This window comes from Moritella sp. PE36 (genome assembly GCF_000170855.1).
Taxonomy (GTDB): domain Bacteria; phylum Pseudomonadota; class Gammaproteobacteria; order Enterobacterales; family Moritellaceae; genus Moritella.
In genome coordinates this window covers 47,937-61,765 of the sequence record NZ_ABCQ01000007.1, presented here as the reverse complement: position 1 = coordinate 61,765, position 13,829 = coordinate 47,937, and the positions used below count along the sequence as shown (strand labels likewise).

The following is a 13,829-nucleotide window of genomic DNA, read 5'->3' as shown; positions in this document are numbered from 1 at the left end:
ATTTGCTCGTTGTTAGAGAATGGCTAAAACATTTTCAGGTGGACGGCCAATCGTAGCTTTACCGTTTGCTAGCACAATTGGACGTTCGATTAATTTCGGTGTTGCGATCATTGCGGCAATGAGTTCGTCATTAGACAAGCTTTCATCATCTAAACCAAGTGCTTTATATTCAGCTTCTTTAATACGCATTAATTGACGAGGAGTTAATGCGAGTAAGGTTAGGATTTCTTGCAGTTGTGCTGCTGATGGTGGCGTTTCGAGGTATTTCACGATGCTAGGCTGCACGCCTTGTTCTTCTAATAATGCAAGAGTTTGGCGGCTTTTAGAGCAACGCGGATTGTGATAAATAGTGACATTAGTCATGGCTTGGTTTATTCCTTAAAACAATCTTAAAATAAATTGGGATCCTTAAAGTCCCCATTTTGCCTTGTTTCCTGTCCCTTGGCTAGTTTTGCAATGCTTGCATTTCTTGCTTTTCTAACTCAATTTGCTCCATATGCGCATCAATGCGTGCTATATCAGCCGAGCTTGTCGCGAGTGTGCGGGCAGATTGCAGCTCGTTTAGGGCTTTTGGATAGTTAGCACTGAGTTGCGCCATATTGGCACGTTGCATATACATAATTACTTTATCATCGGTTTGATTAAGTAAATCAATATAAATACTCAACGCAATCATATCGGTTTCATTACTGCGTAAATAATCTCGAATGAGTTTTTTCGCTTGATTATATTTTTTTGCTTGCTGTAGCGCCACGGCTAAATTGATGGTGGTAACTGGGTTATTGGTATATCTGTTATTGGCTTTCTGTAATCGTGCGATGGCTTCGTCATTGTGTTTGAGGGCTAAATCGATATCGGTAAGGGTATCAAGATAAAATAGGTTGTTTGGCTGCGTTTTCGCCAATTCGACCACAATCTTCTTCGCTTGGTTATTTTTGTCTAATTGCAGTAACGCCAACGCTTGACCGTAGAGTGCCGCATCTTTTAGCTTGAACGTTCTGGTTTTAAGCTGATGCTGAAAAAATTGCAGTGCTTCTTCTGGTTTTAATACGCCATAACGGACTTGAATACGGGCTTTGGCTAATTGATAGTCGAGGCTTGGCGGGTAGTATTTATTTGGGTACAGCGCGGCCCTGTCACGTGCTTCGGTGATCCGGGTGGTTGGTAATGGGTGAGTGATCAACATTTGTGGTGGTGTTGAACTAAAACGATATTGCTCGGATAACTTACCAAAGAATGTCGACATTGCAGTCGGATCGTAACCCGCATTCACCATAACCTGAATACCAATACGGTCGGCTTCAAATTCATTGGCGCGGGTATAGTTAATCGCAGACTGAGCATTAATGGCGACAGTGGTTTGTAACATGGCAATACCAGCTACTGGATTAGCAATACCTAATAATACCGCACCGACTAAACCAGCTACTGTAAGTTGGCTATTGCCTGCTTGTGCTTCTAAGCTACGGGCAAGGTGGCGTTGGGTAATGTGTGAGATCTCATGGGCAATAACTGATGCAAATTCAGCTTCGCTTTCGGCATATAAGAATAAGCCAGTGTGCACTTTTACATAACCACCAAGAAAAGCCGCGGCATTGATTTCATCATTTTTGATCAGGAAAAAATTAAACGGGAAGCGTACTGAATCGGCTTGGCTAATGAGTTTAGCGCCCAATTCAGCAATGTATTCTTGTAACACCGGATCGCTGACCATAGGGAAAGAGCCTCGCGCCACTTTAATAAAAGCCGCGCCGTATTGGCGTTCTTGGTCGATCGATAAGGCGGTAATACCTGCGGTACCGATTTCGGGCAGTTTATTGCTAGCCTGTACTGAGCTAACGAGACCTAACGCGCCGACAAATAATGCTGTACTGGTCAAACGTAATATTTTTTTGAGATACATTTTTTTTAAATACAAGTGGCGACCTATGCGATGAAAACTAAGTAAATACTAGTTAACATAGTAGAACATATTATTAACTGATAACAATGACAAATAGTCAGATAGCCTATATTGGTTATAGTTCCGTGGGATGTTTAGTCAATTTTTGTTGGAGAAAGATAAGATATTTACGCTTTTGTGGAAAAAATGCTGTTAATCCTGCTAAAATCGGTAAGTATTTATTTCAAATTTAAAATGAGAGTGAATTAAGATGGGCAGAGCGTTCCAAAACCGTAAATTATCGATGGCTAAAACAGCTGGCATGAAAACTAAGATCTACTCTAAATATGGTAAAGAGATCTATGTCTGTGCAAAAACTGGTGGTGGCGACCCTGACCACAACTTAAGTCTTCGCCGCATCATTGAAAAAGCGAAAAAAGATCAAGTTCCTAGTCACGTTATTGAGCGTGCAATTGAAAAAGCATCAGGCGCTGGTGGTGAAGATTATGAACGCGCAAGTTATGAAGGTTTTGGTCCTGGTAACTGTATGGTTATTGTTGAATGTCTAACGGACAACGGTAAACGTACTTTCACTGAAGTTCGTCAAGCATTCGTTAAGAATGGCGCGAAATTGGGTGCTCAAGGTTCAGTATCACACATGTTCGATCATCAAGCGGTATTCGAATTCAAATTTGATGACGAAGATGCGGTATTAGAAACATTGATGGAAGCGGAAATTGATGTTGCTGATGTTGAGAACGAAGACGGTACGATTACTGTTTATGTTCCACACACTGAATTCTACAAAACGAAAGTAGCATTATCAGACGCATTTGCAGGTATTGAATTTGATGCAGAAGACATTACATTCTTACCACAAGTAGAAATTGAAGTTGTTGGTGACGATGCTGAAATGTTCGAACGTTTCCTTGCAGCACTAAACGACAGTGATGATGTACAAGACGTATATCACAATGCAATCATTGACTAATTAGTCAATGATAAGCGGTTATTAACACCGCGCATAAAAAAGGCCGATTACCGTTTCTTTATCAGAATGAGTAATCGGCCTTTTTTGATCTGGTTAACAGTCACGTTCAATAACGAAACAAGCTAAGCAAATTACATTTTTTTGCAGTATGCAGAAATAATCACCATTGCAGTACCGTTGGCGCGGCCTTGAATGTGTAATGGGTTATCGGTTAAACCGATATTACGCACTGCGGTGCCACGTTTAATCACTAAACTTGAACCTTTAACTGGTAAGTCTTTGATGATATTTACGTTGTCGCCAGCTTTTAAGATTGTGCCGTTAACATCACGCGCAGGCGTGTCAGTCATCGCCGCAATTAATACGCCTTTTTCAGCCCATGCTTTAACATCTTCTTCTAGATACATCATATCAAGTAGGTCACGTGACCAGTCTGCATCTAGGCGGCTTAACATGCGGTATGCAAGTACTTGTACTGCTGGTACCTGGCTCCACATGCTGTCGTTTAGGCAACGCCAGTGATTTTCATCAAGAGTATCTGAGTTGTTGATTTGCTCAAGGCAAGTACCACAAAGCATTACTGCACAGTCAGAGCTTTTTTCTGGTGATTCAGGTAGCTCATAAGCGGTTAAGTTAGATTCTGCTGTGCACATTTCACATTTAGAACCACTGCGTTGTAATAGCGTTGTTTCGATAGTCATTGATTAATCCTCTAAATTTTGTGGGGCTATTATGCCACAGCGGAAGTATTTTGGGTATCTCACAATAGCTTCTAACGGTTGATGTCGCTACACTGGTTTTTTATCAGTCGGAGTTCACATGGAAGCAAGCGTATTATTTGATGAGTTAGCCACGGATGATGGTCATGCCATTGGTATTATTACCCTTAATAAAGCACGACAGTTGCATGCTCTGAGCGCCGATATGTTCCCTTTGTTACATCGGCAGTTACTGGCTTGGCAGGATGATAAACGTATTGTCAGTGTATTGTTGACCAGCACTGGCGAGAAAGCCTTTTGTGCCGGTGGCGATGTTAAATCATTACAACAAGTGTTAGTGGCCACTAAGGGTCATGAGGCTAAGCAGCAGGTCGTGAGTGAATATTTTATTGCTGAGTATCAAGTTGACTATCTACTGCACAACTTTGGTAAACCACTGATTGTTTGGGGTGATGGCATTATCATGGGTGGCGGGTTAGGGCTGTTCATGGGGGCAAGTCATCGCGTTGTTACTGAAACCGCTAGAATAGCGATGCCGGAGATCACCATAGGTTTATTCCCTGACGTTGGTGCCACATGGTTTTTAAATCGTTTACCACAGCCGGGTGTTGGACTGTTTCTGGGTCTCACTGGAGCAAGTATTAATGCCAACGATGCTAAATACCTTGGTTTAAGCGAGTATTTAATTCCCGCAGTTCAGCAAGAGCGAGTACTTACTGATTTACGTGAACTTAATTGGCATTCAGACTCTGCGGAGCATTCGGCTCAAGTCGATTCGGTGCTAAATGCGCTTTATGATGACAGTCTGTTTTTAGCGGATAATCTCTCTAGCCACCAAAATTTATTTACCGAGTTAAGTTTAAAAACCAGCTTAACGGATGTGATCAGTTGTATAGAAACGCATGACTGTGATGATACTTGGCTACAGAAAAGTATTAATAAGTTACTGCTAGGCAGTCCGATATCTGCGCATATCTTATACCGACAGATAAACCAATATACTGAATTGTCATTAGCAGCCTGTTTCCAGTTGGAATTAGACTTAGCCGTTAATGTTTGTTTAAACGCGGATCTGGTTGAAGGTGTAAGAGCTTTACTGGTCGATAAAGACAATCAGCCGAATTGGTTATATAAACAAATCGCAGATGTGCCTGTTGATTTTGTAGATGGTTTATTTGTATCGCCTTGGGAAATTGAGTCTCACCCGCTGCGTACGCTGTAATTGACATCTAGATTACCTAATTATGTGACATCTATATCAAAGTGAGTAGATAAGTCGTTTTGATTTTATAAACCCCTTTATTTTGTAAGGCTTAAAGTTATAATTACCTCAAAGTGGTTAGTGTGATGCAGTTGCATTACAACTAGCTCTGTTGAGATAATTATTACCTACAGTGAATTTAAAAAGTGTACTGCGGCAATAATTATTTATTATTTTGGAGATATATTATGAGCACTGCATTCTTTATTCCTGCATACAATCTAATGGGCGCTGGCTGTTTAATTCAAGCGGCTGACGCGATCAAATCTCATGGTTTCAAAAAAGCATTAATCGTTACCGATAAAGTGATTAAGAGCATAGGTATGGTCAAGCAAGTTCAAGACCTATTAAATGCGCGTGATGTTGCATCTACAGTATTTGATGGCACCCAGCCAAATCCGACAACGGCGAATGTAGTCGCTGGTCTGGCATTATTAAATTCAGAAGATTGTGATTTTGTGATTTCATTAGGCGGTGGTTCACCACACGATTGCGCTAAAGGTATTGCACTTGTGGCTACCAATGGAGGTCATATCGCGGATTATGAAGGCCTAGATCAATCAGAAAAAGCCCAGCTTCCGCTTGTTGCAATTAATACCACGGCAGGTACAGCGTCAGAAATGACCCGTTTCTGTATCATTACTAATGAAACAACGCACATTAAAATGGCGATTGTTGATAAAAATACCACCCCGTTAATGTCAGTTAATGATCCGGAATTAATGTTAGCGAAACCTGCGTCTTTAACCGCTGCAACCGGTATGGATGCATTGACTCATGCGGTCGAGGCTTATGTATCAACAGCAGCAACACCGATTACCGATGCCGTTGCCATTAAAGCGATGGAATTAATCCAAGCACATTTACGCACAGCCGTTGCACATGGTGAAGATATCGAAGCTCGTGAACAAATGGCCTATGCACAGTTCATGGCGGGTATGGCATTTAATAATGCATCACTAGGTTATGTACACGCAATGGCGCATCAGTTAGGTGGTTTCTATGACTTGCCACATGGCGTATGTAATGCGGTATTACTGCCATTTGTGCAAACTTATAACGCCCAAGTTTGTCCAGCACGTTTACGCGATGTTGCCAAAGCAATGGGTGTTGATGTGACGGAGATGACGCCAGAGCAAGGTGCTGAAGCTGCGATTGCGGCAATCAAAGGATTAGCGCTAGCGGTAGGTATTCCAACGGGACTAACAAGCTTAAATGTGAAAGTTGAAGATATCCCTGAATTGGCTAAAAATGCCTTAAATGATGCGTGTGGTTTTACCAATCCAAAACAAGCGACACACGAAGAGATCTGCGCGATTTTTAATGCGGCGATGTAAGATATTGATTAATTAAAGAATAAAAGAACTCCAGTAAGGTAATGTAATTAAGCCCAGATATCCGTGTCGATATCTGGGCTTTTTTACGTTTACTGAAATTCAGATCAGCTCAACATAGTTCGAAATTAAAGAAATATGCTTTACTTCTAAATTGTAAAAACTTAAACACCTTGATGTTACCGATTATGCTAAATTCAATCTCATCATAAATAGATCATCATACTATCTGGTTTAAATAGACACTAACTGCGCTGTCCTGTTGTTTAAGAACAGTTGCACTTAGAATAACTTCTTAATAATTAATGCTTGGAGATATATCCTCTCGATGACAAAAAGTATCAAAGTCAGGCAAATTGAAGCTTTTAAATATTTTATGATCACAGGCTCAGTAACGAGTGCTGCAGAGCTCCTTCATGTTACCCAACCCGCTGCCAGTCGTTTACTGCATGATTTAGAATCTCGATTAGATTTCCGTTTATTTAATCGAACCCGTAATAAAATGATACCAACGCCTGAAGCGCATATTTTTTACCGAGAAGTTCAAAATCTATTTATCGGTTTAGATGCTTTAATGAAAGTTGCGGACTCTATTTCTCGAAATAACACGGGGCGACTTAGAATTGGCTTTCTACATGTAATGGAACATTTTATTACAGACCTTGTGATTGAATTTTTAGCTCTGCATCCTAAGGTTAATATCGAATTAGAGCCGGGGGGGCGAACGTCCTTAGAAGATATGGTTAAGTCGAACAAGCTGGATATGGCGATTATTGCCGATCCAATGTTGGATGATCCTGCACTATCAATCGAAACGATTGGGACGCATGCTGCTAAAGTGGTTATGCATGTTGATAATCCGCTTGCAAATAACAGTATTCTTACTGCTCAAGATCTCGCGAATGAACGTTTTGTGGTACTGGGTTTTGGTAGCCCATTTCGAAGAAAAATAGAATTGGCTTTTGATAAAGCTCAGATCAAGCGAAATATTATTCTTGAAGCAAGAACTCAGCATCATATCTATAACTTAGTTAGCAGAGGGCTGGGTACCGCGATCCTAGATGAGTTTGTGCATGTTGATAGTGAAAATATAGTACTGATCCCATTTGAGCCTAAAGTTACTTGGGAGTATGCGATTATTACCCTTAAGGCCAAGCAGAATTCAAGGTTAATCAATGCATTTAATGAATTAGCCTTAAATAAATTTTAATATTTTCAAATGATTATTCTCTAATAAACCTATCTATCTCAACCCGCTTACTGCGTGATAATTCACAGCGGTTACCCTGCTGAGGGAATCGTTGATTACTGGGCTATCAACTAAGTGACTGACTGCTGCTATAATGTGACAGCCATCACTATTCGACACAGAGTCGTCAATTTATCTCCTGAATTTATTCACCCGCAATATAAATCACAGTGTGATTGCGATCTCGATTCTAAGAATAACTGCCAGCTTACTCGCGTTAATCCATGCATCGATAACATAAAAAATAGTGTGTTCAGCATCTCCATTATTGAGGTTAATGGTGAATATAAATGCTGTGCAGTTAAGGGGGGGATTGTCAGTGTTGGCACTATCAAAGTGTTGTTATGAACATACTTTTTACGGATGATTTTCCTGTGTTACAAACTTATAAGCTCATGATATTTAGTTTGATTTACTACTCCAGTGCCGCATTCTTAACTGCATACCTAAATAACTACACACTTCAATAAACACGGATATGAGACACGTTACTACTAAGTATTCTAATGAGCGTTTCGAGAACATCTCGAGATTTTTGGATAATTACTCAGTATTACATTTTGTTATACCCAAGCTTAAAAATGTCATTTGTTATTAAAGTTACCGTTATCAATAATTGAGTTAATTATTTACAACGGTGCTTTTTACTATGACTTTGGTTTTATTTTTTATTACGTTCTGTGCTGCGACGCTTCAAGCCGCGACAGGCTTCGGCTTCGGTATTATTGCCGTCACTGCTTTTTTGATTATTTTGAAATCAACTTCAGCAGTGCAAATTGTGATAATCATTACTTTAGCAATGTCTGTAGTGCATTGGTTTAAAATAAGATCAATTGTCCCTGTGGATTTGGTCAAGAAGTTAATACTCGGCTGCCTCATTGGTTACCCAATTGGGGTTGTACTATTTAATATGGCGGATATCGAGACACTGAAAATTGCCGTTGCCATATTAATTCTTCTAATGAGTGCTCAAAACGGGCTTGAACGCTATCGTTCACGAAATGTTTCCACGCCACGTTACTTACCTACCAACAAAAAATACTGTGCGGGTGTCGGTACCCTTTCTGGCGCGATGGCGAGTGCTTTAGCTATGCCTGGTCCTGCGGTTATTGGTTATTTGACACAATGCGACCTTGATAAAAACACCATCAGAGCAGCCGTCATTACCACATCTACAGTTTCTTATGCCGTTGCTCTTATATTGCAAATGTCAGTTTTTGGTGTCGCAGCTGAAACCTGGGAATCTTCACTCATGCTGCTACCAGCAACGTTTGCAGGGCTGTTCTTCGGTGAATACATTTCGAAATTTATTAACCCTGATTTATTCAAAAACATTACCTTATTTGTGCTACTCGCCAGTGGCTTAAATATATTGATTACACTATAAATCAACAGTTTAAAAATAAAACAACACAACTATACCTACTCTACAATAGGATCTTAAAATATGTTAACAGCAAAATTTACCAAAGCAAAACTTGCGCACCTTCCGACACCCCTTGAGCTGATGCCAAATATGACCAAAAAATTCAAAGGTCCGAATTTGTATATCAAGCGTGATGACGCCACTGGTTTAGCGTTTGGTGGTAATAAAGTGCGCCAACTTGAATATTATGTTGGTCGAGCTATGGACTTAAATGCTGATGCACTATTAACAACTGGTGCAGTGCAGTCAAACCATGTACGCCAAACCGTCGCTGCAGCGCGTAAAATGGGCTGGCATGTTGAGGTGCAACTTGAGCACCGTGTTAATACTCACGCAAAAGAATATCAAGAGAGTGGTAACCCTTACCTAAACAGATTGATGGGGGCAAAAATTCATACCTATGATGTGGGTGAGGATGAGTCGGGTGCTGATAACGCCATGTATGAGCGCGCGGAAGAATTGAAAGCCGAAGGTTACAATCCTTTTGTTATACCGCTAGGGGCTACTGATAAAACACCTTGGGGCTCTTTAGGTTATGTTGAATGTGTTGAAGAAATGTACCTCCAATCTAAAGCAACAGATACCCCTATTGACGCAATTATTCTAGGCTCTGGTTCTGCCAATACTCATGCGGGTGTAATGGCAGGTTTGATTGCTTTAGATCTTGATATCCCAGTGTATGGTTTCTGTGTACGTCGTGATCAAGAAGCTCAAACTGAACGAGTCGAAGTAAAGACCCGTAAAGTACTAAAAATGCTTGATATTGATGAGAATAAACTTAAACCCGGCATGGTGAAGTGCTCTGACTGGGTATTGGCGCCTGGTTACGGTATTCCAAGTCCGAAAGTTGCTGAAGCTATTTATACCACGGCATTTGAAGAAGGTATTTTATTAGATCCTACGTACACGGGTAAAGCAATGTGCGGTCTTATCGGCATGCTTGAAAGTGGTCATTTTAAAGATACGGATAACGTTGTCTTCATTCATACCGGTGGCGCTCCTTCATTATTTGGTTATCCAGAGTTAGTCGAAGGTAAGTAATTATACCTTCAGCTTATGAGGGGAGTATTTATTACCTCCCTTTATTAAAGGATTAAAATTAAAGGATTAAAATATGTCTGAACATATACAACAACCAAAACTTGAGTTTTATGTCGGTAAAATAGGGGGCATAATACCTCTATTATTAATGATTAGCTTGATGCTACTACTGACAGCCTATGGCATGGGTGGACCTAAAGGCGCTTGGGCTCCTGGATTTTTAGCCATTCTTGTTGGTCTGATATTAGTAAAAAATAAAGGCGAATATTGTAAATCTATTCTTGATGGTATTGCTAACAAAACAGGTGTTGTGGTTATTACAGCTTGGATGTTTGCTGCCGTACTCGGTGCGTTAATGAAGGCTGGTGGCTTAGTTGATGGCATCTTGTGGCTTGGCTTATCAACAGGTATTCAAGGCAGCGCGTTTTTAGTCGTGGTATTTTTCTCTACTGCGATTTTTGCTTCAGGTACCGGCTCTTCAAATGGTGCTAACTTAGCACTTGCACCTATCCTGTTTCCTGCCGCCGTTATGTTAGGTGCAGATCCGGTATGGGTAGCCTTGGCGTTACTGTCTGGTGCTGTATTAGGTGATAATGTTGCGCCAATTTCAGACGTAACAATTGTAGGTTGTGCCACTCAAGGCGCTGATTTAGGTCAAACGGTTAAACAGCGTGCGCCAATCGCGATACTGGCAGGTGCAATTACACTGGCAGTATTAATCATATTTGGTGGTGGGGCTGAAGTCGCTCAAACTGCAAACACAATTAATCTTGACGATTTAGAACCAACCAACCTATTCATGTTGCTTTCCATCGCAGCGGTAGTCGGTACTGCATTGGCTGGTCGTCATTTAATCGAAGCATTAAGTTACGGTATTATTACGGCGATGATTGTAGGTCTGGTTTTAGGTCGTTTTGCAATATCAGATCTTTTCAGCATTCCAGCTGTCCGTGGTGAATCTAGCGGTATCTTTGAATCCGCTATCGGTGGTGTAACCGGTGCTGTTATGTTTGTACTGTTACTATTAGGTATCATCAGGATCTTCATGGACTCAGGTTTAATGGACTCTATCCTTAGATTCATTATGAAAAACCTTGGCGAAAGCAAGATCAAGAGTGAATTAATTATCTTCTTCGCTACTGCAGCCTCTTCACTATTAGTCAGTGCTAACGCGCCATCTCAGTTACTTGTTGGACCGACTATCGTTCGCCCTATCGGTGAAAAACAAGGTATTTCAGCTGAGCGTCGCAGTAATCTGATGTCGGCAGCAGTATGTTCTATCTTCTACATGATGCCTTGGTGTCTTGCGGTTATGGTTTGGTATTCAGCGATTGAAACTGCAGCGATCAATTCAAATATCGCGGTACCCTCTGCGGCCATCAGCTTTATGGCACCATACCCTTGGGCTTTATTCTTAGTGACTATGTTCTCTATTGTTACCGGTTGGAAACGTAACCCTAAATCGAGTAGCAGCAACGAAGAAACGCCGCAGCCAGCAATTTAATTCATATTATTATAAATAACATATTAAGGTAAAAAAACATGACAACAGCTATTAGTACTCCCCTTGCACCTGCTGCAATTGGCCCTTATGTTCAGGGTATCAACACCGGTTCATTTATCATGACTTCTGGACAATTACCTATTGACCCAGAGACTGGAAATATGTCAGAAGACGTGATGTTACAAGCACGTCAGTCTTTAGAAAATGTGAAAGCAGTTGTTGAAGCGGCAGGCCTGAAAGTCGCTAATATTTGCAAGACGACCGTTTTTGTTAAAGATCTTAATGATTTCGTGTTAGTTAACGAAGTATATCAAGACTTCTTTAATAAAAATGATGCACCTTACCCAGCGCGCTCTTGTGTTGAAGTTGCCCGTTTACCTAAAGATGCTTTAATTGAGATTGAAGCAATCGCTATCGCGTAATGTGAGTATTAAGCCCAGCTATCAGTATTGATGTCTGGGCTTTTTTACATTCGGTTACTTTTTATTTAATTCTAACGCTAACTAGCACTCCACACTTGCTGACCGGTACGGCTAAAGTTATAACCACCCAGCTGATCACCTTTGGCTTGGATCTGCATATCAGATAGTGACTGTAGCAATTGTTGCTGCAAGGTGCGGAAGTAGATATTTTTCGGGATCACTAATTCAAAGGCTTCTGTGCTGATCGGTATGAACCCTAAACCAAATTCCCCCGCAGTGCTTTGACTCGCGCAGCCCACATCCGCTTCTCCGCGGGCAATGCAAGACGCTAACTCGCGTTCACTGTGACAGGTTTCCGCCGCGGTAAGCATATCGACCGTATAAGCATGATTATGTAGCCATTCACCTAAGGCGCGCATACTACCAGCGCCTTCTTGACGTAATGCCCAACGCCAACGTGAAGCCAATAACTCTTGTGGATTTAACGAACGTGAATTGACTAAATTGGCCAGTTCTTTACTGACGACTAAGCCTTGCTGACGTTCAAAGGCGTGGATCAGTACCCAGTTTTTATGTCCCGGATATTGCTGTAATAATGCCGGATGCCGTAGACCCGCTTCTTCTGCATGCCCCCAGTGGATCGCACAAATATCAACATGGCCTTTACTGAGCATGGCCAAACCTTGACGAGTACCTGTTGAGGTATAACCAACCAGTGCGGTGCTGCCAAGCTTTTGCGCCATCTTCCCCACGACCAGTTGTAACAGTGGATCATCAGACCCAGCGATGAGTAAGCGGTCATTGAGTACACCGTTATGACACGATTCCAGTAGCCATTTATCCAGCATGGCTTTGGGAAATAACCATTTACCCGTTACTTTCGTTGCAGGTAAATGGCCATTGTTAGCCAGTGTGTAGACCTTCTTTTCATTCAGGTCTAAATACTCAGCGACTTGTTTTACATTCATAAACGCAGGGAAGTGTTCGCTCATGCACTTTTACCGGTGAGTGTTGATGATTGTTCCTGTTCCTGTTCTTGTGCTAGCGCTTCTGCGTCAGGGCCTTTGACATCTAAGATCAAGTTCGCCATACCGTTATATACTTGAAAGCGATTGCCTTTAGCGCGAGCAACCATGGTAATACCCAGTTGCTTCGCTAAGTCGTAACCCATTTGTGTCGCACCCGAGCGAGATAGTAATACCGGAATACCCATTTGCGCTACTTTGATCACCATCTCAGACGTGAGGCGACCCGTGGTATAAAAGATCTTATCTTCACCTGTTTGACCTTTTAACCACATCTCTCCAGCCAAGGTATCAACGGCATTGTGACGACCTACATCTTCGACAAACGATAAAATCGCCGTGTCTTTACACACTGCACAGCCATGTACTGCACCGGCCGCTTTATAAGTTGCGTTGTGGTGAGTTAATGCTTCTAACAAAGCATACAGCTTTGATTGGCGCAGTTTAGGTTGTGGCAGCGTGATACCTTCTAATTTCTTCATCACATTGCCAAACATGGTGCCTTGACCACAGCCTGAGGTAACGGTTTTTTTCGATAACTTATCTGCTAAACCATCGGTACTTTCACGGGTGATCACGGCTGCAGAATTTGTATCCCAATCAATAATCACTGATTCAATTGCGGCAATGTCTTCAATGAAACCTTGGTTTTTTAAATATCCAAGCACGAGGTCGGCAGGGCGGACTCCGAGCGTCATCACGGTGACGATTTCTACCCAGTTTAAATAAATCGTTAACGGATGTTCACAGGCGATCTCTTTGGTCATGGTATCGCCATATTCATCCATGATGTCGACGGTCATGGTGTGCTCAACTGAAGAATTAGTTCTAATTATTTTTGGTAATTGCGGCATCCGAAAGTCCTGCTGGTTTATATATCTATCAAGAGGTAAGCAAAGTTCATTCCAACTTATACCCAAACATCTTGAAGTAACTTGGGTACAACCCTTTTATTTGTCACTTATTTTGGACTTG

Annotated in this window: 13 protein-coding genes; 8 read left to right on the top strand and 5 right to left on the bottom strand. The window is 41.5% G+C overall.

What is annotated here, in order from left to right:
- Positions 1-12: 12 nt before the first annotated feature.
- Together arsC and PE36_RS06505 are read right to left on the bottom strand one after the other, a co-directional pair.
- A complete protein-coding gene (gene arsC, locus PE36_RS06510) occupies positions 13-363 on the bottom strand; it encodes an arsenate reductase (glutaredoxin) (RefSeq protein ID WP_006031177.1) in 351 nt (116 codons plus the stop codon).
- 82 nt (positions 364-445) lie between these two features.
- Positions 446-1,918 carry a M48 family metalloprotease gene (locus tag PE36_RS06505; RefSeq protein ID WP_232286539.1) on the bottom strand — a complete coding sequence of 491 codons (1,473 nt, stop codon included), beginning with the start codon at positions 1,916-1,918 and terminating at the stop codon, positions 446-448.
- Between the two features lie 235 nt (positions 1,919-2,153).
- Between PE36_RS06505 and PE36_RS06500 the strand changes: the two genes are divergently transcribed.
- The gene (locus tag PE36_RS06500; protein WP_006031175.1) at positions 2,154-2,873 is read left to right on the top strand and encodes a YebC/PmpR family DNA-binding transcriptional regulator; all 720 of its coding nucleotides are present in this window, start codon (positions 2,154-2,156) and stop codon (positions 2,871-2,873) included.
- 131 nt (positions 2,874-3,004) lie between these two features.
- Here PE36_RS06500 and PE36_RS06495 read toward each other — a convergent pair whose 3' ends face one another.
- Entirely contained in the window at positions 3,005-3,574 is a 570-nt protein-coding gene (locus tag PE36_RS06495; protein ID WP_006031174.1) for an alkylphosphonate utilization protein, read from the bottom strand.
- A gap of 118 nt (positions 3,575-3,692) precedes the next feature.
- Between PE36_RS06495 and PE36_RS06490 the strand changes: the two genes are divergently transcribed.
- From PE36_RS06490 to PE36_RS06460, 7 genes are all read left to right on the top strand, one after another.
- Positions 3,693-4,814, top strand: a complete 1,122-nt coding sequence (locus tag PE36_RS06490) for an enoyl-CoA hydratase/isomerase family protein (protein ID WP_006031173.1) — start codon at positions 3,693-3,695, stop codon at positions 4,812-4,814.
- A gap of 227 nt (positions 4,815-5,041) precedes the next feature.
- Positions 5,042-6,190, top strand: coding sequence for an L-threonine dehydrogenase (yiaY, locus tag PE36_RS06485; RefSeq protein ID WP_006031172.1), 1,149 nt, complete (start codon positions 5,042-5,044; stop codon positions 6,188-6,190).
- A 325-nt stretch (positions 6,191-6,515) separates the two neighbouring features.
- Positions 6,516-7,397 carry a LysR family transcriptional regulator gene (locus tag PE36_RS06480; RefSeq protein ID WP_006031171.1) on the top strand — a complete coding sequence of 294 codons (882 nt, stop codon included), beginning with the start codon at positions 6,516-6,518 and terminating at the stop codon, positions 7,395-7,397.
- Between the two features lie 688 nt (positions 7,398-8,085).
- Entirely contained in the window at positions 8,086-8,823 is a 738-nt protein-coding gene (locus PE36_RS06475) for a sulfite exporter TauE/SafE family protein (protein WP_006031170.1), read from the top strand.
- Between the two features lie 60 nt (positions 8,824-8,883).
- Complete coding sequence (locus PE36_RS06470; RefSeq protein WP_006031169.1) at positions 8,884-9,903, top strand: D-cysteine desulfhydrase family protein; 1,020 nt, start codon at positions 8,884-8,886, stop codon at positions 9,901-9,903.
- A 73-nt stretch (positions 9,904-9,976) separates the two neighbouring features.
- On the top strand, positions 9,977-11,407 hold the full coding sequence (locus PE36_RS06465; RefSeq protein WP_006031168.1) for a Na+/H+ antiporter NhaC family protein: 1,431 nt from the start codon (positions 9,977-9,979) through the stop codon (positions 11,405-11,407).
- Positions 11,408-11,445: 38 nt separating this feature from the next.
- Entirely contained in the window at positions 11,446-11,829 is a 384-nt protein-coding gene (locus PE36_RS06460; RefSeq protein WP_006031167.1) for a RidA family protein, read from the top strand.
- Positions 11,830-11,906: 77 nt separating this feature from the next.
- On the opposite strand, the gene PE36_RS06455 is transcribed toward PE36_RS06460, so the two are convergent.
- Positions 11,907-12,821: a helix-turn-helix transcriptional regulator gene (locus PE36_RS06455; RefSeq protein WP_006031166.1), complete on the bottom strand. Its 915-nt coding sequence runs from the start codon at positions 12,819-12,821 to the stop codon at positions 11,907-11,909.
- Entirely contained in the window at positions 12,818-13,708 is an 891-nt protein-coding gene (locus PE36_RS06450) for a formate dehydrogenase accessory sulfurtransferase FdhD (protein ID WP_006031165.1), read from the bottom strand. The genes PE36_RS06455 and PE36_RS06450 overlap by 4 nt, the downstream gene beginning before the upstream one ends.
- Between the last annotated feature and the right edge of the window lie 121 nt (positions 13,709-13,829).